Source organism: Roseateles sp. So40a, assembly GCF_048081605.1.
GTDB lineage: Bacteria > Pseudomonadota > Gammaproteobacteria > Burkholderiales > Burkholderiaceae_C > Roseateles.
In genome coordinates, this window is sequence record NZ_CP182288.1 from 5,710,768 (window position 1) to 5,734,071 (window position 23,304).

The following is a 23,304-nucleotide window of genomic DNA, read 5'->3' on the forward strand; positions in this document are numbered from 1 at the left end:
CGGTGTGAGTTCCGGTGGTCCATGGAGTGCCTAGACTTTTGCTCTTCATCGACTCTTGGAGCTTCCCGTGAATGAACAGCATCCTGTCAGTGCCACGGTCGTGGACGACGCCGAATGGATTGGTGACGGCATTCCAGCCCCCGATCTGGCCGAACTGATGGCCGCCTACGTGGCCAGCTATCCCGATATGCAGAGTCCTCTTCCCGACGATGCGAAAGGCGCCGCCGACTGGATCAACGAAGGGAGGGACAGCTATGGTTGTCGTTGATGCCTGCGTCGCCATGAGCTGGGTGGCGCCTCATTCAAGATCGGACGAGGATTACGGGGCGCGCGTGTCCGAACATGGGCGCAGTACACCGCACTCCCTCATCGCGCCTGCGGTGATGACGGCGGAGTGCAGTCATGCGCTGCTTCGACGCAGTCGCCGAGATCGGTGGAGTGACACCCGGCTGGTGTCTGCCACGGATCTGATCGTGCGGCATGCAGTCCGGCTTCGTCGCAACCGCCGCTCCGTGTCGGAGCAAGTGCGCTTTGCCCTCGACCATCATGTGCAGGGCTTCGACTCCCACTACCTCGCGCTCGCGATAGAGACCGGTGCAGCCATTGCGACGGTCGACAAGGGACTTCGCGCAGCGGCGCAGCGCGCCGGCGTGGAGGTGTTCTGAACCCGAGGGGGCCTCAGTGCCCCTGCTCCCGCGCCCTTCGGCGCAGCAACTCCCGCTCGCGGTCGTTGCCGGTCATCGCGGCGGCGCGCTCGAATTCTTCCTTCGCCTCGGCATTGCGGCCCAGCTTCGCCAGCAGGTCCGCGCGCACGCTCGGCAGCCAGTGGTACTGCTTCAGCGCCGGATCCTCCATCAGCCGATCAACGATCTCCAGACCGATCGCCGGACCGAAGGCCATCGACAGCGCCACCGCGCGATTCAGCTCCACCACCGGCGACGGCTGACGCACCGCCAGTGCCTCGTACAGCGCCGCGATGCGCGGCCAATCGGTGTCCTCGGCGCGTCGCGCCTGCGCATGACACGCCGCGATCGCCGCCTGCAGCGCATACGGCCCCAAGCCCACGCCAGATGCGCCGGTCGACCCGTCCGTTCCAGCCGCCGCTTCAGCAGCTTCCGCCGCCAGGCCATCCGCTGCCACCAACGCGGCCAGGCCACGTTCGATCGCCTGCGCATCCCACTGCGTCCGATCCTGCTCCAGCAACAGCACGGGCTGCCCCTGCGCGTCCACCCGGGCGGACGCGCGTGAGGCTTGCAGCTCCATCAACGCGAGCAGCCCCCAGACCTCGCCCTCGCGCGGCGCCAGCTGGACCAGCATCCGCGTCAGCCGCAAGGCCTCGTCGCACAGCTCCTGCCGGATCCAGCGATCCCCGCTGGTCGCCGCATACCCCTCGTTGAAGATCAGGTAGAGCACCTCCAGCACGGCCCCGAGCCGTTCGGTCAGGGACTCGCCGCGCGGCAGCTCGAAGGGCACCTGCGCATCGCCCAGCGTGCGCTTGGCGCGGACCAGCCGCTGCGCCACCGTCGGCTCGGATTGCAGGTAGGCCCGGGCGATCTCGCCGGTCGTCAGGCCCGCGACCATCTTCAACGTCAAGGCCACGCGCGCTTCCAGGCTCAGCACCGGGTGACACGCGCAGAACATCAGCCGCAGGACGTCGTCGCCGATCTCGCGCGCGGCGCGGTCGTCATCGAGGTGGTCGACGAAGTCCGGCACGATCATCGCCTCGCGCGCATCGAGCTCATGACCGAGCTGCTCGAGCTTGTCGCCGCTCAGCTTCACATGCCGCAGCCGGTCCAGCGCGCGGTGCTTGGCCGTGGTCATCAACCACGCGGCCGGTTTGTCCGGCAAGCCCTGGCGCGGCCAGGTTTCCAGCGCCGCCACCAGCGCGTCCTGCGCCAGCTCCTCGGCCAGCGGCACGTCGCGGGTGAGGCGCGACAGGGCGCCGATGATCTTGGCGGATTCCTGCCGCCAGACGGTCGTGATCGCGCGATGGGTCTCGTCGGTCATGCGCGCGATGGTACGGCCTGGCCGGCCGGGGTGCCGCTCGCCATGCTGGCAAGCCTGCGGCGCCTCTCGTCGCCGTGGCCGCCGAGCCCGTGCTCAGGCGCCCGGGAACTGCGTGATGTCCATGTACATCAGCTCCCAGATGTGGCCATCCGGATCCGCGTAGGCCTGGGAGTACATGAAGCCCATGTCCTGCGGCTCGCGCGGCACGGTGCCGCCGGCGGCCAGCGCCTTGGCGATCAGCTCGTCCACCTGCGCCTTGCTCTCGCAGGACAGGCAGGTCAGCACCTCGGTGGCCGAGTGCGCGTCGGAGATCTTGCGCGGCGTGAAGGTCTGGAAGAACTCCTCGACCAGCAGCATCGCGTAGATGTCGTCCGAGATGACCATCGACAGGGCCTGCTCGTTGGAGAACTGCGGGTTGAACTCGTAGCCCATGGCCGCGTAGAAGCGCTTGCTGCGCTCGACGTCCTTGACGGGCAGGTTGACGAAGATCTGCTTGTGTCGCATGTCGTGACTCCTGGATGGATGTGAGGTCGTGGTCCACATGGGCACGACGGCCCAGCCCCGGCGTTTTCGACAATCAGGCCTTGGATTCCTCGTAACAGGGCGCCATCGATCGCACCTCGACCGTGCACCACTCCGCGGCCGGGCACTCCCGGGCGATCGCGAGGGCTTCCTCGCGGGTGGCGACGTTCAACCAGAAGAAGCCGCCGACCATTTCCTTGGCCTCGGCGAAGGGCCCGTCGATCGCCGTCATCCGGCCGTCGCGCTTGGTCACGCGCGTGGCGCCGTTGACCGACTGCAGCGACTGCGCCGAATGCAGCCGGCCCTGCGCCAGCAGCTGATCCGCGAAGGCGGTCATGCGGGCGTAGGCGTCCTGGCCTTCCTCGGGCGTGCGGGCCTCGCGTTGGCCGACGGGTTCGTTGATCAGCAGGATGAAGCTCATGCGGGTCTCCGGTGGTTTGCGGGCCATTGGACACCACCCGCCCATGCCACTGCCAAAGGTCAGGGCTTGGCTCGAATGGGCTGGCCACCCGCCCGGGGCGCTGTCGATTCATCCGGCGCGCTGTCGATTGGTCGTTTCCCCGGGAGGGCCGGCCGGGACCGCTCCCTACACTGCGCCGCATGACTCCCGCTTCCCCCCGACCCCTGTGGCGCGACGCGCGCCGGCTGCGCGCCTCCTGGCATGCCTGGCTCAGCAACGAGGCCCAGAGCAGCGGACCGGGCTGGATGCAGTGGGTCTGGACGCTGCTGTTCTCGTGCGCGCTGGCGGTGGGCTTCACCATCCTGGGCTTCGTGATGAACAGCAGCACCGCGCGCTGGACCGATCCGCGCGCCTGGGGCTGGTGGTACAGCAAGAACGTGATCGTGTGCGTGACCATCGGGGTGATCATCCAGTCGCTGTTCGCCATCCTCACGCCGCTGGTGGGCGGCCGGGCGCGGATTCGCGCGTGGCCGGACTGGAAGCGCACGGTCTTCTTCTCCGGGCTGCCGGTGGTGGGCACGGTCATCGGCTGGATTCCCGGCATGTGGCTGGCCGGCATGTCCCGCTGGGTCAAGCTGGACTGGGCCGAGGGCGGCAAGATCATCGGCATCACCGCGGCGCTGTCGCTGCTGATCACCTTCGTGCTGCACCACTGGTTCGCTTCCAAGAACCGCCAGCTCAAGGCCGAACGCCGCGCCACCGAGGCGCAGCTGCGGCTGCTGCAGGGCCAGATCGAGCCGCACTTCCTCTTCAACACGCTGGCCAACGTGCACTCGCTGATCGATTACGACGCGGCCAAGGCCAAGGAGATGCTGGGCGCGTTCACCGCCTACCTGCGGGCCTCGCTCGGCGGACTGCGCCGGGAGACGGGGCCGCTGGAGGACGAGCTCGCCTTGGCCTCGGCCTACCTGACGGTGCTGCAGACCCGCATGGAGGACCGCTTGCGTTTTGAGATCCACGCCACGCCCGAGGCACGCGCCTTCCCGCTGCCGCCGATGCTGCTGCAGCCGCTGGTGGAGAACGCGGTGCATCACGGGCTGGAACCCAAGATCGAGGGCGGTTGCGTGCGCGTGGATGCCGCGCTGCGCGACGGCGCGCTGGTCGTCACGATCCGCGACGACGGCGTGGGCCCCGGCGCGTCGCGACGCGCGGGCAATGGCATCGCGCTGGCCAACCTGCGCGAGCGGCTGATGGCCCAGTACGGCGATCGCGCCTCGTTGACGCTGGAACCCGCCGAGCCGGGCTGCCGGGTCACGCTGCGCGTGCCCGTGGACGCCTGAGCCGTTTCCTCCCCGCTTCACCCCTTCACCGCTTCATCACTTCATCACTTCGCCACGACCCCATGACCGCTCCCACCGCGCTGATCGCTGACGACGAACCCCACCTGGCCCGCGCCCTGGCCGCGCAACTGGCCGCCGTGTGGCCGGAGCTGACCATCGTGCATGTCGCGCGCAACGGGCAGGAAGCCGCCGAGCAGATCGCTGAACTGCAGCCCGACCTCGCGTTCCTGGACATCCAGATGCCGGGTCTGACCGGGCTGGAAGTGGCCGAGGGCATCGAGGGCTCGACGCGGGTGGTCTTCGTCACCGCGTATGACCAGTACGCCTGCCAGGCTTTCGAGCAGGAGGCCATCGACTACGTGCTCAAGCCCGTGGAGGCGGACCGCCTGGGCCGCACGGTCGAGCGCGTGCGGCGCGCGCTGGCCAAGGCGACGCCAGCTGCCGGCGAGCCGGACGTCTCGACCGGAGCCGACGTCGACGCGAGGCTGCTCGCGGTGCTGCAGCGGCTGCACGCGCCGGCTGGCGGCGCCAGCCCGGGCGCGAGCCCGCTGCGCTGGGTGCGCGCGACGCAGGGCGACCTGATGCATCAGGTGCCGGTGGACGAGGTGCTGTTCTTCCGCGCCGACGACAAGTACACCTGTGTGCAGACCGCGTCGACAGAGTACCTGATCCGCACGCCCATCCACGAGCTCGCCGCGCAACTCGACGGTGATCGCTTCTGGCAGGTGCACCGCTCGACCATCGTCAACCTGGACCACGTCAGCGGCACGCGCCGCGACGAGCTCAGCCGCCTGTTCGTGCGCGTGCGCGGTCATGCGAGCGAGCTGCCGGTGAGCCGCGCCTACGTGCATCTGTTCAAGGCGATGTGAGGCGCTCCCGTCATGAGGCCGGCCTACACTGCCGGTCTCATGCAGCTTGACCCGCGATCGATCACCGTCATGACCGCGCTGATGGCCGCGGTCCTGGGGCTGGTGCTGCTCGGCGTGCGGCGCAACTATCCCGCGACGATCCGCGGCCTGCTGCCCTGGGCGCTTGCGCCGATGACCTGCGCCTTCGCGGCCGGCGTCTACGCGCTGCAGGGCGTCTGGCCCGAGTTCGCCGTCGCCCAGACCGGCAACGTGCTGCTGCTGCTCGGATGCGGGCTCTTCTATTTCGGTTCGCAGCGCTTCTTCGACCGGCGCGTGACCTGGCGCCTGTGGGGCGGCATCGCGCTGATCAGCCTCGCCGTGCTGACCTGGTTCCTGCTGTGGCCGGACTATCGCGTCCGCGTGGTCGTGTTCACCGGAACGATGACGGCCTGCGTGCTCGCGCACGCGCGGCTGATCCTGCGCGACGGCCACGGCTTCGCGGCGCGCCTGATCGCGGGCACCCTGCTGCTGCAGGCGCTGGTGCTGATCGGGCGGGGCTTGGCGACCTTCTGGGTCGACGGCGCGCAGTCCTCCCGCTTCGCGATGACCACGGTGCAGACGACCTACATCGCCAGCTATTGCTTCAGCGTGCTGCTGCTGAGCATGGGCGTGCTGCTGATGGCCAGCGAGCGCGTGCGCGAGGAGTTCGAGCTGCTCGCCACGCGCGATGCGTTGACCGGGGCGCTCACGCGCCGCGCGGTGCTGCAGGCCGGCGGCGAGGAGTTCGATCGCTGGCGCCGGTACGCGCAGCCCTTGTCGCTGCTGCTGCTGGACCTCGACCATTTCAAGCAGGTCAACGACCGCTTTGGTCACCAGGCCGGCGATCGCGTGCTGGCGGCCGCGGCGGCCGTCATGCGGCAGGCCTTGCGTGTGAACGACCGCCTGGGCCGATATGGCGGCGAGGAGTTCGTGATCCTGCTGCCGTCCACCGATGCCGAGGCGGCGCGGGCCCTGGCCGAGCGGGTGCGCGCGGCGCTGGCCGCGCACGTGCCCGAGCCCGGCATCCCGCCATGCACCGCCAGCCTGGGGGTCGCCTGGGCGCAGGCCGACGACGCGGGCCTGGACGCGCTGCTGGCGCGGGCCGACGAGGCGCTCTACCGAGCCAAGGCTGACGGTCGCAACCGGGTGGCTTGATCCGGCGACGCGACCCGCGCCCTCACTTGAAGAACCAGTACCCCACGACGATCGCGCCGATCAGGCCGACCACGTCGGCGAGCAAGCCGCAGGTCAGCGCGTAGCGGGTCTTCTTGATGTTGACGCTGCCGAAGTAGACGGCCAGCACGTAGAACGTCGTCTCGGTCGAGCCCTGGATGATCGCGGCGAGCTTGCCCTCGAAGCTGTCCACGCCGTAGGTCTTGAGCACGTCCACCATCAGCCCGCGCGCGCCGCTGCCCGAGAGCGTCTTCATCAGGCCCACGGGCAGCGCCGGCACGAAGTCGGTCGGCAGGCCCAGCGCGGCCACGCCGGCGGCGATGCCCCGCACGACGAACTCCATGCAGCCCGTCGTGCGGAACACCGAGATCGCCACCAGGATCGCGATCAGGTAGGGAATGATCTGGATCGCGACGCCGAAGCCCTCCTTGGCGCCCTCGACGAAGGCCTCGTAGACATTGACGCGGCGCCACGCGCCCACGGCGATGAACATCACGATGATGCTCAGGATCACGCCGCTGCCCAGCAGCCCGATGTACTGCGACATCACCTCGGGCGGGTAGCTGTGCAGCCACCCGAAGACCGCGGCCATGATCGCGATGAAGCCGCCGACGAACACCAGCACCGGCGCGCTGAACAGGTTGATGCGCTGTACCCAGGCCACCGCGATCAGCCCCGACATGAACGAGATGAAGGTGGCGATCAGCGTCGGCAGGAAGATGTCTGCCGCGTTGAAGCCCACCAGGCCCTGGTCCACCGCCATCGCCTGACGGATCGCGATCACCGAGGTCGGGATCAGCGTGATGCCCGCGGTGTTCAGCACCAGGAACATGATCATCGCGTTGGAGGCGGTGTCCTTCTGCGGGTTCAGGTCCTGCAGTTCCTTCATCGCCTTCAGGCCCAGCGGCGTGGCGGCGTTGTCCAGGCCGAGCATGTTGGCCGAGAAGTTCATGACCATCGAGCCGCCCGCCGGATGGCCGCGCGGGACCTCCGGGAAGATGCGCGCGAAGAACGGCCCCATCGCCCGCGCGAAGAGCTGGATGACGCCCGCCTTCTCGCCGACCTTCATGAGGCCGAGCCATAGGCTCATCACGCCGACCAGCCCCAGCGAGATGTCGAAGCCGGTCTTGGCCGTGTCAAAGATGCCGGTGAGCACCTGCGTGAAGATGGTCAGGTCGCCCTGGACCAGCCGCGCCAGCGCGACCGCGAAGCCGATCAGGAAGAACCCGATCCAGATGAAGTTCAGCACCATGGGCGCGCATTATTCCGGCGCCGCGCGTCCCGGTCTGGCGCGACTGGGGATTGCGAGCATCACCTTGTAGGGACCGGTCATAACCCTGGCACCCCCGGTGCGAATCGGCAGGACCGCCGCGCGCACGCCTCGACCTGAACCAGGGCGGACGTCCCGATGGCAGTGACGGAGCAAGCGGCGCCCTGCGGAAGCGGGTCATTGAGCCGCCGAGGATGCCCTCCAAGAATGGCGTGGCCCTTCTTCAACATCGGAAGGGTTGGAGCCTCACATGAACACATGCCCCGTCTCCGGTCCCGGACCGGCTGGTCGGTCCGATCGAAGCGCCGTCGGCCGCACAGGCCTTGCCGCATCGCGCTGGCGCAGCCGGCCGCGGCCTCGCGCCGCCGCAGTCGCCCTGGCCGGCGCGTTGGCGCTCGCGGCGGGCGGTGCGAAGGCCTCCGCACTACCTGCGTGGTTGCTGGGCAATGCCGACTGCTCAGCCACGCTCATCACGCCGCGAGTCGCGGTCTCCAGCTACTACTGCCTCGGCGGGACGCGCGAGCAGACCCATGCCGATGCGCTGGTCATGCGACAGCGCTCGACCGGTCGCCAGCTCAGCGGGCAGGCGTGGGCAGTCCTTGAACCGGGCCGCATGATCGATGGCGTGCAAACCGATCCGCCCGGGAAGTTCCTGGCCCTGATGGTGCTGGATGAGCCGGTGCCCGAGATGATGAAGGCCGGCGCGTCGCCGCTGCCCAGCTATCTGGAGGAGTCCCGCCTGCTGCGTGATCGTGAGGAGTCGCCCACGCGCTTGAGCGCCTGGGTGCCTGGGGAGCCGCGGAGCGCGGCCAACGCGCCCCAGCTCCCCGAGATCTCCCTGTTCAGCGGGTATGTCCACCGCCGCAACGAGTCAGGGCGGATCTATGCCGATCTGGTGGACAGGCCGCTGCTCTACCGGTCGGTGCGCGCCCTGCGGGCTGCGGAGCCGGCGAGGTTCGAGCTGGGGAATTTCCCGCTTCCGCCCGATGACGGTCCCGGTGTCGATGTGCTCGGAAGGACCCTGCGGCACGAGATGAACGGGGAGGACGTGCCGGATCGCGTCGTGGACGACCTCTTGCTGACCACGGCAGGCACCGCGGCCGACGGCATCACCCGGGTCTGGAGCAAGGAAGGGCTGCGGGCCCTTTCGCTGCGGAGCGGTGTCCATCTGGACGTGCCGTTCTCGAAGACCTCGAGCGGGTCGGGTCTGATGGCGTCGCGCGACCTGCGGCCTCCTCGGCTGGTCGGCCTGGTCCTGGGCAGCTACACCCATTTGCGGCTCAGCGCATTCTGGCCGGCCATCCATGAGGCGCTGCTGCGCCGTGGTTTGACGCAGGACGCGGGCTTCCTGGCGCGCCGGGTGCTCGGTCAGCCCGATGCCGGTCCCGAGGCCGGCGCTCCCCGTATCGGAGACGTGCGCCGCTACGACAACCCGCACAGCGGTCGCGCCGAGTTCTTCCGGCGTGTGGCTCTGCCGGCCAATGCAGACGCGATGGCGTTCCCGACGAACGGCGAGGACAACGAGCAGTGGGAGTACATCGGCACGGCGCTGCCCAGCCGCAAGGCCGTCGTGGGCACGATCAAGGCGTGGCAGCCGGACGAGCGCGGCGCCACCATCGGCCAGCGGTACGTGCGCTTCAACGGCATCACGCGGCAGGTGGAGTACTTCAAGTTGCAAGCGCTGGAGCCGGGAGGACGGGTGCCCGAGCTGCCCGACGACAGCCTCGGCGACCAGCTCTGGGAATACCTGGGCACCGATGTGCGGAGCGGCGTTCATCGCCTCGCCGCGTGGATGCCATCCGCGCCGCTCAGCCCTCTTCCAGGAACCGGTCCCGCACTTCCAGCACCCTCGGCAACACGCCGATGAAGAGCTCCACGAGCGCCGGATCGAAGTGCCGGCCGGCCTGCGCGCGCAGGTGCTCCACCGCCTTCTCCACCGGCCAGGCCGGCTTGTAGGGCCGGATGCTGGTCAACGCGTCGAAGACGTCGGCGATGGCCACGATGCGCGCTTCCTGCGGAATCGCCTCGCCGGCCAGCCCCTCGGGATAACCGCTGCCGTCCCACTTCTCGTGGTGGCCCAGCGCGATGCGACGGGCCAGCCCGAGCAGGCCCGTCGTCTGATCGCCCAGGATCTCCGCGCCGATGGCCGGGTGGCGCTTCATGACCTCCCATTCGGCCTCGGTCAGCGGACCGGGCTTCTGCAGGATCGCGTCGGGGATGCCCAGCTTGCCCACGTCGTGCATCGGCGCGGCATGCAGCAGGTCGTCGGCCTCCACGTCGGTCCAGCCGGCGGCCTGCGCCAGCAACTGCGCGTAATGGCTCATGCGCACCACGTGCCAGCCGGTCTCGTTGTCCTTGTACTCGGCCGCGCGACCCAGGCGCTGCACGATCTGCAGCCGCGTCTCGCGCAGCTCGTCCGCGCGCACCAGCGACAGGTGCGTGCGCACGCGCGCCCGCACCACCGGCGGGCTCACCGGCTTGGCGATGTAGTCGACCGCGCCCGCCTCGAAACCCTCGGTCTCGTCGCGCGTGTCGGCCAGCGCGGTGACGAAGATCACCGGCGTGCGCTTGGTCGCCGGCTGCGACTTCAGCACGCGGCAGACGTCCAGGCCGGACAAGCCCGGCATCATGATGTCCAGCAGGATCAGCTGCGGCGATTCGGTCTTCGCGAGTTCGAGCGCCTTCTGCCCGTCACGCGCGAACAGCAGCCGGTAGTCGTCCTGCAGCACATGGCGCAGCACCTGCAGGTTGGCCGGTTCGTCGTCGACGAGCAGCAGCTTGGGGCGGTGGTCCGCGGTCATGGCCATGGTCATGCGCCTGCCTCGCTCAACTGCGTGCGCAGCGACTGCAGCAGCGTCAGCGCCGCGTCGAAGTCGAAATCATCCAGCGCCTGTGCCAGCGGGGCGACCCGCTCGGCGCCAAGCGCCGCGCGCAGCGCGGCCAGCGACTCGTCGTCCAGCTCGCTGCGCTTGAGCGCCGCGGCCAGCCGGTCCACCAGCAGCTTCTTCTCGCGCAGGGTCTGGCCCGGCGTCGCATCGGGCGTCGCGCCCGCCGCGTCTGCGCCAGACAACGGCATCGACGCGCTCGGCGCGAAGCCCGACGGCGTGCCGTCCAGCTCGGCGATCGCGTCCACCGCCTGCTGCAGCGACAGCGCCAGCGCATCGACCAGCGCCATCAGGTCGTCCTGCCGGCCCAGGCGCAGCGCCGATTCCACCGGCTGCGCCGCGGCGAGCAGCTCCGGCATCGCCAGGCTGCCGGCCACGCCGCGCCAGCGGTGCACGAGGCCGCGCATCTCGATCCACTGCCGGCCCTGCGTCAGCTGATGCAGACGGGCCACGCCGTCGCGTTGTTCCTCGGCGAAACGGCGCAGGCCGCGTTGCCAGGCCGTCACGCTGCCCCACAGGCGCAGGCCCTGCTGCCAGTCCAGCGGTCCCGTCGACTGGCCCGCGTTCCGCGCATCGCGCGCATGTCGCGTGGACGGCGCCGGCCCGGCGGACGCGGCCGATCGACCCGGCGTCAGGCCCAGCACGCGGGCGATCTCGGCGAAGAGCCGCGCCGGCTCGACCGGCTTCACCGCGAAACCGTCCATGCCCGCGGCCAGCGCGGCCTGGCGGTCCTCCTCCAGCACGCTGGCGGTCAGCGCGACCACCGGCGTGTGGCCGCGGCCCTGCGCGTGCTCGAAGTTGCGGATGCGGCGCGTCGCGCCCAGGCCGTCCAGCCCGGGCATGTGGACGTCCATCAGCACCGCGTCGAAACGCTCGTCGGAGAAGGCCTTGAGCGCCTGCAGGCCGTCCGAGGCCAGCGTGACCTGGTGGCCCTCGCGGGTCAGGACGATCTGCAACAGCTCGCCGTTCTGCGCCACGTCATCGGCCACCAGCAGCCGCAGCGGCGGCAGCGTGACGGCGTCCTCGGTGGCGTCGAACTCGGCGCGCGCCGCGTCGCCCGCGGGCAGCGGCAGCCAGACGTGGAAGGTGCTGCCCTCGCCCAGCGTGCTTTCCACGGTGATGCGGCCGCCCATGCGCTCGACCAGTTGGCGCGAGATCGTCGTGCCCAGGCCCGTGCCGCCGAAGCGGCGCGTGGTCGAGGCGTCCGCCTGCGCGAAGGCGTCGAAGATGCGATCCAGCCGGTCGGCGGCGATGCCGATGCCGGTGTCGATCACGGCCAGGTGGATGTGGCCCGATTCCTGGCGCATGCGCAGGCTGACCTGGCCCTGCTCGGTGAACTTGATGGCGTTGCCCACGAGGTTCAGCAGCACCTGCTGCACGCGCAGCGGGTCGCCCTTGAAGAAGCGCGATTCGCTGTCGGGATAGTCCAGGTGCAGCGCGAGGTTCTTGCGCTGGGCCAGCAGGCGCAGCGAGTTCAACGCCTGCTCGCAGACGGTGCGCAGCGAGAAGTCGACGACCTCCAGCTCCATCGCGCCCTTGTCCAGCTTGGCGGTGTCCAGGATGTCGTTGAGCAGCGAGAGCAGCGAGCGCGCCGAGCCCCGCACCGTCGTCAGGTGACGGCGCTGGCCGTCGGTCAGCGTGGTGTCCAGCAGCAGCTCGGTGAAGCCCAGGATGGCGTTCATCGGGGTGCGGATCTCGTGGCTCATGTTGGCCAGGAAGGCGCTCTTGGCCGCGGCCGCCGATTCGGCGCGTTCCTTGGCTTCCTCCAGCTGGCGCTGCAGGCGCTTGGGTTCGGTGATGTCGAGGATGACGCCGTCGATCCACTGCGCGGTGCCCGAGGCATCGCGCACCGCGCGGCCGCGCTCGGAGACCCAGCGCTCGCCGGCGTCGCGGGTGTGGACACGGTACTCGATCGAATAGGGCGCGTCGGCCGCGACCGCGGCCTCGACCGCGGCGTTCACGCCGGCCTGGTCATGGCGGTGGATCAGCGCGGCGAAGTGCTGGCGGCCGTCCAGGAAGTCCTGCGCGGGCCAGCCGGTCAGCGCTTCGACGGCGTCGTTGATCAGCAGCATCGACCAGTTCTCGTCGAGCCGGCAGCGGAAGGTCACGCCGGGGCTGTTGGCGATGACGGTGCGGTACTTGGTCTCGCTGTCGCGCAGCGCCTGCTCCATCGCGAGCATGCGGCCGCGTTCCTCGACCAGCTCGGTGTTGAGCCGGCGCAGCGCCAGCAGGCCGTTGGCGCCGGCCGTCAGCGCGCTGATGGTCAGCGCCATGACGGTCACGGCCAGCGCCAGCCAGCCGGCGTTCTCGATGCTCCTGTTGCAGGGACCGTCGGCCGTGCCGACGAAACGCGCCGCGCCCATGGCCGTGTAATGCATGCCCGCGATCGCGCAGCCCATGACGGTGCCGCCCAGCGCGATGGCCGCGTAGCGGTTGATGCGCCGGGCCAGGCCGAAGCGGATCCACAGCGCCAGCATCGCCAGCAGCACGGCCACGACGATGGAGGCGCCGAACCACAGCGGGTCGTAACGCAGCGCCACGGACATCTCCATGGCGGCCATGCCCAGGTAATGCATCGCGCCGATGCCCGCGCCGACCAGCACACCGCCGACGATCAGGCGCCAGACCTCGAGCTGATGGCGGGCCAGCAGCGCCAGCGCGACCCAGGACGCGATCAGCGCCGGGATCATCGAGGCGGCGGTGATGTGGCCGTCGAAGGCGATCTGCGCGCAGAGCTGGAAGGCCAGCATGCCGATGAAGTGCATCGACCAGATCCCGCCGCCCAGCGCGAGCGCCCCGGTGGCCAGGATGGACTGGCGGCGCCAGCCCGTGGCCGGCTTGGCCATGCCCGCGACCTGCAGCGCCAGCGCCGAGGTCAGCGACGCCACCACCAGCGACAGTAGCACCAGCGGCCAGTCGTACTGGCCGGTGAGCAGCATCGTCGGGGCGCCGTCGCGGAAAAGGAAGAACTGCGGCAGGACCGCGGAGAGTTCGGACACGGAGGGGGTGGATCGCGCGCCCGCGCGGGCGCTCGACCCGGGCATGGGAGGAGGCCGCCATGGTGCCAAGAAGCGGACGTACGCGTCCGGCACAAATGCGCGGTAACTCCGGCCCAAGTGCAAGCGCCCCGCAGGTGCGGGGCGCTAATCGCAACAACACCGCAATCGACGGCGTTGCGAGCGGGTCGAGGTCGGGTCTGAGGCGCGCAGCCGTACTCCCGTACGGCGAGCACCGCAGGCCCGAGATCGGCCCGCGCAGTAGCCGTCCTTAGAACGCCGGGACGACCGCGCCCTTGTACTGGGTCTGGATGAAGCGCTTGACGGCGTCGGACTGCAGCGCGGCCGCCAGTTTCTTCACGGCCGGGGCGTTCTGGTTGTCGTCACGCGTGACCAGCCAGTTGGCGTACGGCGACTCGGCGCCCTCGATGGCCAGCGCGTCCTTGCCCGGGTTGAGCTTGGCTTCCAGCGCGTAGTTCGTGTTGATCAGCGCCAGGTCCACCTGCGGCAGGATGCGCGGCAGCGTGGCGGCCTCGATCTCGCGGAACTTCAGCTTCTTGGGGTTCTCGGCGATGTCCTTGGTCGTGGCCAGGATGTTGGACTTGTCCTTGAGCTTGATCACGCCGGCCTTGTCCAGCAGCAGCAGCGCGCGGCCGCCGTTGGTGGGGTCGTTGGGCAGGGCCACCGTGCCGCCCTCGGGCAGCGCGGCCAGCGTCTTGTGCTTGGTCGAGTACGCGCCGAAGGGCTCCACGTGCACGGCCACCACCGGCACCAGGTGGGTGCCCTTGCCCTTGTTGAACTCGTTCAGGTAGGGCTTGTGCTGGAAGAAGTTGGCATCCAGGCGCTTCTCGGCGACCTGCACGTTGGGCTGGACGTAGTCGGTGAAGACCTTGACCTCGAGCTCCACACCCCGCTTGGCCAGCTCGGGCTTGATCAGGTTCAGGATCTCGGCGTGCGGCACGGCGGTGGCAGCGACGCTCAGCTTCTCGGCGGCGGCGGTGCCGGCGGCGGCCAGGGACAGGGCCGCGACGGCGGCGGTGATCAGCTTCTTCATGCTCAGGAACTCCTCTGGAGGACGGTGCCGCTCGCCTGCATGGGGCGAACGGCGATGAAAGGGGGAGGCGGGGAATCGGGAATCGAGATTCGGGATTCGAGTGAACGGGCTACGGCTCAGCGATGCGTCACGCGCGTGACGAGCCAGTCGCCCAGCATCTGCAGCAGTTGCACCAGCACCAGCAGCAGCACGACGGTGACGACCATCACCTCGGTCTGGAAGCGCTGGTAGCCGAAGCGGATGGCGAGGTCGCCCAGGCCGCCGCCGCCGATGACGCCGGACATGGCCGTGTAGCCGACCAGCGTGATCGCGGTGACGGTGAGCGCGGAGACGATGCCCGGCAGCGCCTCGGGCAGCAGCGCCTGCCAGACGATCTGGCGCGTGCTGGCGCCCATGGCCAGGCCCGCCTCGACGATGCCGCGGTCCACGCCGCGCAGCGCGGTCTCCACGAGCCGCGCCAGGAAGGGCGTCGCGCCGACGACCAGCGGCGGGATCGCGCCGGCCACGCCCAGCGAGGTGCCGGTCACCAGCAGCGTGAACGGGATCAGCACGATCAGCAGGATCACGAACGGCAGCGAGCGCAGCACGTTCACGACGAAGGACAGCAGCCCGTAGACCTTGGGAGAGGCCACCAGCCGGCCGCGGTCGAACAGGTACAGCGCGATGCCCAGCGGCAGGCCCAGCAGCGCGGTGAACAACAGCGAGCCGCCCAGCATCAGCAGCGTGTCGCCGCCGGCGGTGGCGATCTCGGGCCAGTCGATGGCGCGCAGGGTCTCGATGAGGGATGGGAAGAAGGACGGGGTCGTGCTCATGCGCGCAGCTCCTCGACCTGCACGCCGCGCTCGGCCAGCAGCTGACGCGCGGTGGCGCGGTCGCCGCCGCTGATGGCGATGGTCAGCTGGCCATAGGGCTGCTTCTTGATGCGGTCGATGCGGCCGGACAGGATGCCGAAATCCAGGTTGGCCCGCCGGGCGACCTCGCCCAGCAGCGGTTCATAGGTGCGTTCGCCGAAGAAGGTCAGCCGCCACAGGCTGCCGCTGACGTGCGCGTGGTCGTCGCGCTGGTCGCCTTCATCGACGTGTTCCGAGGCCAGCACGAAACGCCGGGCCGTGTCCGAGCGCGGATGCAGGAAGACCTGCGCCACCGGGCCCAGCTCCACGATGCGGCCGGCCTCGAGCACCGCCACGCGGTCGCAGACGCGGCGCACCACGTCCATCTCATGCGTGATCAGCACGATGCTGAGCCGGAGCTCCTCGTTGAGCTCGGCCAGCAGGTCCAGGATCGAGCGCGTGGTCTCGGGATCGAGCGCGCTGGTGGCCTCGTCGCACAGCAGCACCTGCGGGTCCAGCGCCAGCGCGCGGGCGATTCCCACCCGCTGCTTCTGGCCGCCGGAGAGCTGCGCGGGGTACTTGTCCGCCTGATCGGTCAGTCCGACGCGGGCCAGCAGCTGCGCCACGCGCGGGGCGATGCGGGTGGCGTCCCAGCCGGCGATGCGCAGCGGCCAGGCGACGTTCTGCGCCACGGTGCGCGAGCTCAGCAGGTTGAAGTGCTGGAAGATCATCGCGATCTTCTGGCGGGCGGCGCGCAGCGCCTCCGCGCTCAGCGTCTGCAGGTCCTGGCCGTTCACGCGGACCTGGCCGCTGTCGGGGCGCTCCAGCAGGTTGATCACGCGCAGCAGCGTGCTCTTGCCGGCACCCGACGCGCCGATGATGCCGAACACCTCGCCCGGCTCCACGCGCAGGTCCACGCCCTGCAGCGCCGCCACGCGGCGGCCGTCGACGTCGTAGGACTTGTGGAGGGCTTGAAGTTCGATCACGGGATGGGGTCGAGAAAACCCGTGATGCTTAGGGATTACCCGGCGTTTGGCAAGCAATGATTGCTTATATGCATATGCCGGGGTGGGAATTCTGCCGAATTCGTATATGGGAAACGGCGCCTTCCGTGCGGACCGGAAGCCTGAAGCGGAAATGAAAACGGCCGGGAAGTCCCGGCCGTGCGCGCTGCCAAGCGGCCACGCCGCTTGGCGATCGTCACTGGAATTACCAGATGCGGATGCGGTCCTCGCTGGGCTTGAACATCTTGTCGCCCGGCTTGGTCTTGAAGGCGTCGTGGAAGCCGTCGTGGTTCACGGCGGCGCCGTTGGCGCGGAACTCCGGCGGCGAGTGCGGATCGATCGTCAGCAGCTGCAGCTTGCGTTCCTCGCGCGCCTTCTCGCGCCAGGCCTGCGACCAGCCCATGAAGAAGCGCTGCTCGCCCGTCAGGCCGTTGATCACCGGCGCGGGCTTGCCGCCCAGCGAGCGCAGGTAGGCCTTGTAGGCGATCTGCAGGCCGGACAGGTCGGCGATGTTCTCGCCCAGCGTCAGCTTGCCGTTCAGGTGCTTGCCGGGGATGGGCTCGTAGCCCTCGTACTGCGCCACGAGCTTGGCGCCGATCGCGTCGAAGGCCTTGCGGTCGTCGTCGGTCCACCAGTTGCGCAGCTTGCCGTCGCCGTCGAACTGGCTGCCCTGGTCATCGAAGCCGTGGCTGATCTCGTGACCGATCACCGCGCCGATGGCACCGTAGTTCACCGCGTCATCGGCCTTCGTGTTGTAGAAGGGCGGCTGCAGGATCGCGGCCGGGAACACGATCTCGTTGAGCGTCGGGTTGTAGTAGGCGTTGACGGTCTGCGGCGTCATCAGCCACTCGCGGCGGTCGACCGGCTTGCTGGCCTTGGCGGCCTGGCGCTTCCATTCGAAGGTCGCGGCGCGCAGGCCGTTGCCCATCGGGTCGCCGGCCTTGACGTCCAGCGCGCCGTAGTCGCGCCAGACATCGGGATAGCCGATCTTGACCATGTACTTGGACAGCTTGTCCTGCGCCTGCGCCTTGGTCGCGGGCGTCATCCAGCTCAGCTTGTCGATGGAGTCCTTGTAGGCGCCCAGCAGGTTGTCCACCAGCTGCACCATGCGCGCCTTGTCGGCGGCCGGGAAGTAGCGCTTCACGTAGACCTCGCCGACGGCCTCGCCCAGCGCGGCGTTGACGTTGTCCACGGCCTGCTGCCACCGCGGCTTCTCGGCCTTGGCGCCGGTCAGCGCCGTGCCGTGATACGCGAAGTGGGCGTCGCGGATGTTCTTGGGCAGCGTGTCCGACAGCGCATCCAGCGCGCGGATGTTCAGGTAGAGCTTGATGTCGTCCAGCGACGCCTCGCCCAGGATCTTGGCCGCGCCGGTCAGGTAGGTCGGCGTCGAGTTGGACAGCTTGTCCAGGCCCGGCAGCGAGGCCGCGGTGAAGAACGCGTTCCAGTCGAAGCCCGGCGCCTTCTGCGCGAGCTCGTCGGGGGTCATGATGTTGTAGGTCTTCTGCGGATCGCGCAGCGAGACCTTGTCCCACTGCACTTCCGCCAGGCGCTCCTCGAGCGCCATCACGCGCTTGGCGCTGCCCTCGGGGTCCGCGATGCCGGCGGCCTTGGCCAGCTTCACCAGGTAGTCCGCATAGGCACCACGGGCCTTGGCCAGGCGCTCGTCGTCCTTCTTCAGGTAGTAGTCGCGGTCGGGCAGGCCCAGGCCGCCCTGCCAGGTCTGCAGTCGGTTGATGGTCGGGTCGGCGTAGTCGGCCTCGATGCCCAGCGGCACGGGCAGGTCCAGCACGCCGGTGTGGGCGCCCAGCCAGACGGCGAGCTGGCGGCGGTCCTGGATCGCGGCGATGCTGTCCAGCACCGGCTTGATCGGCGCGAGGCCGGCCTTGTCGATCGCCGCGGTGTTCATGTAGGCGGCGTAGTAGTCGCCGATCTTCTGATCGACGCTGCCGGTCTTGCCCTTCTTCTTCGCGAGCTCTTCGATGATCCCGCGCGCGCGCTTGTCGGACAGGTCGCGCAGCTGGGTGAAGGCGCCGTAGGACGACTTGTCGGCGGGGATGTCCGTCGTGGTCAGCCAATGGCCGTTGACCGCGCGGAACAGGTCGTCCTGGACACGGACCGACTTGTCGAAGCTCTTGAGCTCCAGGCCCGACTGCGGCTGAGCCGCCATCGCGAGGCCGCCCAGCTGCATCAGCAGGGCCAGGGTGGTGAGGCGGAGTGCATTCTTCATCACGAACGGGGTCTTGAGCGCGGGCCGGGCCCGACGAAGCCGACAGCCTATGCCAGAAGACAGACCCGTGACAAAAGGCATGCGGCGGCTTGTGGTGGGGTGTGGCGGCCGCCGCACCGGGGCTTTCCAGCTTGTCGCCGGGCGTCTCAGGTGGCTGGGCAGCGCACCGCCGCCTCGCCCATCGTGGGCGTCTTCACGCTGTCTTGACGCGTCGTGGAGGCCGCCGCGACGGGCCTGGCCGGCGCCGGGGTCCGCGTGCTCAGCGTCAGCGCCGCGATGACCAGCGCCGCGCCGATCCACTCCTGCATCGCCGGATGCTGGCCCAGCGCGACGCTCATCAGCAGCGCCGACACCGGCACTCCGTTCAGGAAGAGCGTGCCATGCGACGCGCCGAGCTGGCGCACGCCGAAGTTGAACGCGACGACCGCGGCCACCGTCGGCACGGCCGCGATGTAGAGCAGGTGCGGCCCCACCGGCGCCAGGTCTTGCCAGGTCGGCGCGGCGATGCCGCCGATGACCGTCGCCCCCACCGCGAAGAGCAGCTGCCACGGCAGCGCGGCCAGCGCGGTGAGGCCGGTGTACTCGAGCGGGCTGAGCTCGGGCACCTTCGCCGCACCGCGGGTGTAGAGCACCCAGCCGACGGTGCCGAGCAGCGTCAGCGCGTCGCCCAGCAGCATGTGCGGCGGGCCGTCGGTGCGGCCCAGCACGCCCGACACCAGCACCACGCCGCTGAGCGCCAGCACCGCCGCGCCGGCCACGTTCCAGCCGGGCCGGTGACCGTCGAGCAGCCAGCGCAGCAGGATCGTCGTCATCGGCATCGTGGCCATCAGCACCGCGCCATGCGAGGGCAGCGAGAGCTTGAGGCCCTCCAGCACCAGCACGCCGAAGAAGCCGTAGCCGAGCACGCCGTAGCCGGTCAGCGTCGCCCAGTGCGCGCGCAGCTTGGCCCAGGGCCGCTGGCCGAAGAGCACCACCAGCAGCGTCATGCCGCCGGCGGCCAGCAGGTAACGCACGGCGGTGAACCAGATGGGGTCGAGCCGGCTCAGCACCGGCTTGCCGACCAGGAACAGGCTGCCCCACGAGACCGCGGCGAAGAGCATCGCGACGGTGGCGGCATAAGGATTCTTGGGAGTCATGGCGACGGGCCCTTTCGCGCGGGGCGCGGTGAAGACTTCGATGGGACGCAGTCTGGCCATCGCCCGGCGCGCGGTCCATGCGCATGTTTGGAACAGGCGTTTGGAGAAACCGAACGCCCTGCGCGGCGCGACTCGTCACAATCGCGGCCCATGGAGCTGTACCAGCTGAAGAGCTTTCTGGCCGTCGTGGCCGAACGGAACCTGACCCGCGCCGCGGAGAAGGTGTTCACCAGCGTCCCCGCCGTCAGCGCGCAGATCAAGGCGCTGGAGGAGGAACTGGGCGTGATCCTGTTCGAGCGCAGCTCGCGCGGCATGGCGCTGACCCCGGCCGGCGAGAAGCTGGCCGAGGAGGCGCGCCGCACGCTCGACGCCGCGCAGCGCCTGCGCCAGGCGGCCGCGCAGATCCGCGGCGAGGTCCAGGGCGTGCTGCGCATGGGCACCGTCACCGATCCGCTGGCGCTGCGCCTGGGCGAGGTGCTGGTGAAGCTCGCCGAGCGCCATCCCGGCATCGGCCTGCAACTGCTGCAGCGCTTGTCCCTGCACAGCGTGCAGGCGCTGCGCCGCGGCGAGGTCGATTGCGCCTACGTGCTCTACGACGGCGAGACCGCCGATGGACTCGTGGTCGAGCGCCTGCGCCGCATGGAACTGGCCGTGGCCGTGCCGCGGCGTTTCGCCGATCGCGAGTGGCCGGTCTCGCAGGACGCGCTGCTGTCGCTGCCCTGGATCGGCACGCCGCCCGACTGCGGCCTGCGGCCCGCGGCGGAGCGCCTGTTCCAGAGCGCCGGCCGGGAGCCCTCGCACAGCCTGATGGCCGAGACCGAGGCCGCCGTGCGCGGCATGGTCGCCAGCGGACTGGGCGCGGCGGTGCTGCGCAAGGACCAGGCGCAGGCCGCCGCCGAGGCCGGCGAGCTGCGCATCTGGCCGCACTGGCAGGACGAGACCTGGCTGTGCTGGCTGCAGCAGGAACACGCGCCCGGCCATGCGCCGGATCACGCGCTGTCGGTGCTGCGCGAGCTGATCCACGAGGTGTGGGCGGACTGATCCCACGCCCCGCCCGCCGCAGGGATTCTTTTTCGACCGACCGGTCGGGCTGCGATACTCCGCCGATCCCAAGGAGCCCAACGGAGACCCGCACCGTGACAACCCTGCACACCCTGCAAGTGGCGACCGATGCGCGCGGCGTGGCGCGCGTGACGATGAACCGGCCCGAGGTGTTCAACGCCTTCGACGAGGCCATGATCGCGGACCTCGACGCCGCCTTCGAACGCTTGGGCCAGGACCCGGCGGTGCGGGTGATCGTGCTCAACGGCGCCGGCAAGGCCTTCAGCGCCGGCGCGGATCTGCAGTGGATGAAGCGCGCGTCGGAGGCAACGCAGGACTGGAACGTCGCCGACGCGCGACGTTTCGCCGGCATGCTGGACCGCATCGCGCGCTGCCCCAAACCGACGATCGCGCAGGTGCATGGCGTCGCGCTGGGCGGCGGGGTCGGCCTGACGCTGGCCTGCGACATCGCCGTGGCCGCCGCCGGCGCGCAGTTCGCCGTCAGCGAGGCGCGTTTCGGCATCCTGCCCTCGGTGGTCGGCCCCTACGTCATCAACGCGGTCGGCCCGCGCGAGGCGCGCCGGCTCGCGCTCACCGCCAGCGGCATCCCGGCCGCCGAGGCGCTGCGCATCGGGCTGCTGCATGAAGTCGTGGAGAGCGACGCCGCCGGCGGCATCGACGCGGCCGTCGAGCGCTGGATCGCGGAGCTGCTGATGAACGGCCCCGAGGCGCAGGCCGAGATCAAGGCGCTGTTCGGGCAGCTCGAGGTCGGACCGATCGACGACGAGGTGCGCGAGCGCACCGCGCAGACCATCGCCCGCGTGCGCATGGGTGCCGAGGCCAAGGAGGGCTTCGCCGCCTTCCTCGGCAAGCGGGCCGCGGCCTGGGTGCCGACGTCCTGAGACCTCGGGCGCGAATCACCTGACGGACAAGACGGACAAGACAGACAACGGAGACAGCAATGACGAAATCGACGGGAAGCTGGCGGGTCGCGAGCGCGCCGGCCACGGACGCGCCGGTGGCGGTGATCGGCGCCGGCGTGATGGGCGCCGGCATCGCGCAGGTCGCGGCGCAGGCCGGGCATCGGGTCCAACTGATGGACCTGCGCGAGGGCGCGGCCGCCGCGGCGATCGGCCAGATCGGCAAGGCGCTGGAGGGACTCGTGGCCAAGGGCCGCATGGAAGCGGCCGAGCGTGAGGCCGTCCTCGAGCGCCTGAGCGCGGCCAGCACGACCGCCGAGCTCAGCGACGCCGCGCTCGTGATCGAGGTGATCGTCGAGAAGCTCGAGCCCAAGCGGGCGCTGCTGCGTGAGCTCGACGCGCTGCTGCCGGCGGACGCGCTGATCGCGTCCAACACCTCGTCGATCAGCCTCACCGCGCTGGCCAACGGCATGGCGAATCCGCGCCGGCTCGTCGGCATGCATTTCTTCAATCCGGTCCCGCTGATGAAGCTGGTCGAGGTGGTCTGGGGCGCGGAGACCGATCCCGCCGCGGCGCAGGCCATCGAGCAACTGGCACGGCGCTGGGGCAAGACGCCGGTGCATGCGAAGTCCACGCCGGGCTTCATCGTCAACCGGATCGCACGCCCGTATTACGCCGAGACGCTGGCGCTGCTGCAGGAGCAGGCCGCGTCGCCGGCGCAGCTCGACCGCGCGCTGCGCGGCGCGGGTTTCCGCATGGGTCCCTGCGAGTTGATGGACCTGATCGGCCATGACACGAACTCGCTGGTCACCCAGTCCGTGTTCGAGGCCAACTACGGCGACAAGCGCTATCAGCCCTCGCTGGTGCAGCAGGCGCTGGTGGACGGTGGGCGCCTGGGGCGCAAGGCCGGCAAGGGCTTCTATGACGGCGTGCCCGCCGCCACTCCGGCAGCCGCGCAGGTCGACGCGGCGACCGGCGACGACATGGACCTCGGCACCGTGACGCTGGTGGGGCAGGGCGCGATGGTCGAGCAGCTCGGGGTGTGGATGACAACGCGCGGCGTGGCCTTCGAGCGCGAGGCCGACACCGCGCGCGAGCCCGCCGCGGACTGGGCCGGGTTCGTCATCGACGGGATGCAGCTGCACCTCACGCGGGGCCGTTGTGCCGCGCAGCTCGCCCACGAGCGGCGTCAGCCGGGACTGGCGGTGATCGACTGGCCGCTGGCGCCGGATCGCATCGACGGCCTGGCCATCGCCTTCGCACCGCATGTCGACGAGGCGGCACGCGCTCGCGCCGAGGCGCTGCTGCGCCGGCTCGGCTGGGCGCCGCTGGTACTGCGCGACGTGCCTGGCCTGGCGGTCGCGCGCACGATCGCGATGCTGGTCAACGAGGGCGCCGACGCCGTCTGGCAGGGCGTGTGCGACGAGGCCGGCGCGGACACGGCGATGAAGCTCGGCGTCAACTATCCGGCCGGACCGTTCGAGTGGCTCGCGCAACTGGGCGCGGCCGCGGTCGTCGACCTGCTCGACGGCCTGTTCGATGCCTATCGCAGCGAGCGATACCGCATCAGCCCGCTGCTGCGTCAGCGCGCCTGGGCCTAAATCGCGCGACG

Annotated in this window: 20 protein-coding genes; 9 read left to right on the top strand and 11 right to left on the bottom strand. The window is 70.0% G+C overall.

The window, feature by feature from the left end:
• The first annotated feature begins 67 nt into the window (after positions 1 to 67).
• Together ACNI65_RS26005 and ACNI65_RS26010 are read left to right on the top strand one after the other, a co-directional pair.
• The gene (locus ACNI65_RS26005; protein WP_416760462.1) at positions 68 to 268 is read left to right on the top strand and encodes a hypothetical protein; all 201 of its coding nucleotides are present in this window, start codon (positions 68 to 70) and stop codon (positions 266 to 268) included.
• Positions 255 to 665: a type II toxin-antitoxin system VapC family toxin gene (locus tag ACNI65_RS26010; protein ID WP_416760463.1), complete on the top strand. Its 411-nt coding sequence runs from the start codon at positions 255 to 257 to the stop codon at positions 663 to 665. The genes ACNI65_RS26005 and ACNI65_RS26010 overlap by 14 nt, the downstream gene beginning before the upstream one ends.
• 13 nt (positions 666 to 678) lie before the next feature.
• Here the strand turns inward: ACNI65_RS26010 and ACNI65_RS26015 are convergent, their stop codons facing one another.
• From ACNI65_RS26015 to ACNI65_RS26025, 3 genes are all read right to left on the bottom strand, one after another.
• Positions 679 to 2,007 carry an RNA polymerase sigma factor gene (locus ACNI65_RS26015; RefSeq protein WP_416760464.1) on the bottom strand — a complete coding sequence of 443 codons (1,329 nt, stop codon included), beginning with the start codon at positions 2,005 to 2,007 and terminating at the stop codon, positions 679 to 681.
• Between the two features lie 93 nt (positions 2,008 to 2,100).
• On the bottom strand, positions 2,101 to 2,511 hold the full coding sequence (locus ACNI65_RS26020) for a VOC family protein (protein ID WP_416760465.1): 411 nt from the start codon (positions 2,509 to 2,511) through the stop codon (positions 2,101 to 2,103).
• Between the two features lie 73 nt (positions 2,512 to 2,584).
• Positions 2,585 to 2,950: a YciI family protein gene (locus ACNI65_RS26025; RefSeq protein ID WP_416760466.1), complete on the bottom strand. Its 366-nt coding sequence runs from the start codon at positions 2,948 to 2,950 to the stop codon at positions 2,585 to 2,587.
• Positions 2,951 to 3,129: 179 nt separating this feature from the next.
• On the opposite strand from ACNI65_RS26025, the gene ACNI65_RS26030 reads away from it, so the two are divergent.
• From ACNI65_RS26030 to ACNI65_RS26040, 3 genes are all read left to right on the top strand, one after another.
• Complete coding sequence (locus ACNI65_RS26030) at positions 3,130 to 4,269, top strand: sensor histidine kinase (protein ID WP_416760467.1); 1,140 nt, start codon at positions 3,130 to 3,132, stop codon at positions 4,267 to 4,269.
• A 62-nt stretch (positions 4,270 to 4,331) separates the two neighbouring features.
• The gene (locus tag ACNI65_RS26035; protein ID WP_416760468.1) at positions 4,332 to 5,138 is read left to right on the top strand and encodes a LytR/AlgR family response regulator transcription factor; all 807 of its coding nucleotides are present in this window, start codon (positions 4,332 to 4,334) and stop codon (positions 5,136 to 5,138) included.
• A gap of 39 nt (positions 5,139 to 5,177) precedes the next feature.
• Positions 5,178 to 6,311, top strand: coding sequence for a GGDEF domain-containing protein (locus ACNI65_RS26040; RefSeq protein WP_416760469.1), 1,134 nt, complete (start codon positions 5,178 to 5,180; stop codon positions 6,309 to 6,311).
• 22 nt (positions 6,312 to 6,333) lie between these two features.
• Here the strand turns inward: ACNI65_RS26040 and ACNI65_RS26045 are convergent, their stop codons facing one another.
• Positions 6,334 to 7,581, bottom strand: a complete 1,248-nt coding sequence (locus ACNI65_RS26045) for a nucleoside recognition domain-containing protein (protein WP_416760470.1) — start codon at positions 7,579 to 7,581, stop codon at positions 6,334 to 6,336.
• 268 nt (positions 7,582 to 7,849) lie between these two features.
• Here ACNI65_RS26045 and ACNI65_RS26050 point away from each other — a divergent pair, with 268 nt between their 5' ends.
• Entirely contained in the window at positions 7,850 to 9,466 is a 1,617-nt protein-coding gene (locus ACNI65_RS26050; RefSeq protein ID WP_416760471.1) for a hypothetical protein, read from the top strand.
• Here the strand turns inward: ACNI65_RS26050 and ACNI65_RS26055 are convergent.
• The 7 genes from ACNI65_RS26055 to ACNI65_RS26085 form a co-directional block, all read right to left on the bottom strand.
• Positions 9,408 to 10,406: an HD domain-containing phosphohydrolase gene (locus ACNI65_RS26055; protein ID WP_416760472.1), complete on the bottom strand. Its 999-nt coding sequence runs from the start codon at positions 10,404 to 10,406 to the stop codon at positions 9,408 to 9,410. The two genes, ACNI65_RS26050 and ACNI65_RS26055, sit on opposite strands and share 59 nt — an antisense overlap.
• A gap of 2 nt (positions 10,407 to 10,408) precedes the next feature.
• On the bottom strand, positions 10,409 to 13,483 hold the full coding sequence (locus tag ACNI65_RS26060) for an MHYT domain-containing protein (protein WP_416760473.1): 3,075 nt from the start codon (positions 13,481 to 13,483) through the stop codon (positions 10,409 to 10,411).
• Positions 13,484 to 13,751: 268 nt separating this feature from the next.
• Positions 13,752 to 14,534, bottom strand: coding sequence for a MetQ/NlpA family ABC transporter substrate-binding protein (locus ACNI65_RS26065; RefSeq protein WP_416760474.1), 783 nt, complete (start codon positions 14,532 to 14,534; stop codon positions 13,752 to 13,754).
• 116 nt (positions 14,535 to 14,650) lie between these two features.
• Entirely contained in the window at positions 14,651 to 15,346 is a 696-nt protein-coding gene (locus ACNI65_RS26070) for a methionine ABC transporter permease (protein WP_416760475.1), read from the bottom strand.
• Positions 15,343 to 16,350 (bottom strand): methionine ABC transporter ATP-binding protein, encoded by a 1,008-nt coding sequence (locus ACNI65_RS26075; protein ID WP_416760476.1) that lies wholly within the window; start codon positions 16,348 to 16,350, stop codon positions 15,343 to 15,345. Before ACNI65_RS26075 ends, ACNI65_RS26070 begins: the two co-directional genes overlap by 4 nt.
• A 223-nt stretch (positions 16,351 to 16,573) precedes the next feature.
• The gene (locus ACNI65_RS26080) at positions 16,574 to 18,595 is read right to left on the bottom strand and encodes a M13 family metallopeptidase (RefSeq protein WP_416760477.1); all 2,022 of its coding nucleotides are present in this window, start codon (positions 18,593 to 18,595) and stop codon (positions 16,574 to 16,576) included.
• Between the two features lie 146 nt (positions 18,596 to 18,741).
• On the bottom strand, positions 18,742 to 19,731 hold the full coding sequence (locus ACNI65_RS26085; RefSeq protein WP_416760478.1) for a DMT family transporter: 990 nt from the start codon (positions 19,729 to 19,731) through the stop codon (positions 18,742 to 18,744).
• 150 nt (positions 19,732 to 19,881) lie between these two features.
• On the opposite strand from ACNI65_RS26085, the gene ACNI65_RS26090 reads away from it, so the two are divergent.
• From ACNI65_RS26090 to ACNI65_RS26100, 3 genes are all read left to right on the top strand, one after another.
• Entirely contained in the window at positions 19,882 to 20,772 is an 891-nt protein-coding gene (locus ACNI65_RS26090) for a LysR family transcriptional regulator (RefSeq protein WP_416760479.1), read from the top strand.
• 95 nt (positions 20,773 to 20,867) lie between these two features.
• Positions 20,868 to 21,674, top strand: a complete 807-nt coding sequence (locus ACNI65_RS26095) for an enoyl-CoA hydratase-related protein (protein ID WP_416760480.1) — start codon at positions 20,868 to 20,870, stop codon at positions 21,672 to 21,674.
• Between the two features lie 59 nt (positions 21,675 to 21,733).
• Positions 21,734 to 23,293: a 3-hydroxyacyl-CoA dehydrogenase gene (locus ACNI65_RS26100; protein ID WP_416760481.1), complete on the top strand. Its 1,560-nt coding sequence runs from the start codon at positions 21,734 to 21,736 to the stop codon at positions 23,291 to 23,293.
• Positions 23,294 to 23,304 lie beyond the last annotated feature (11 nt).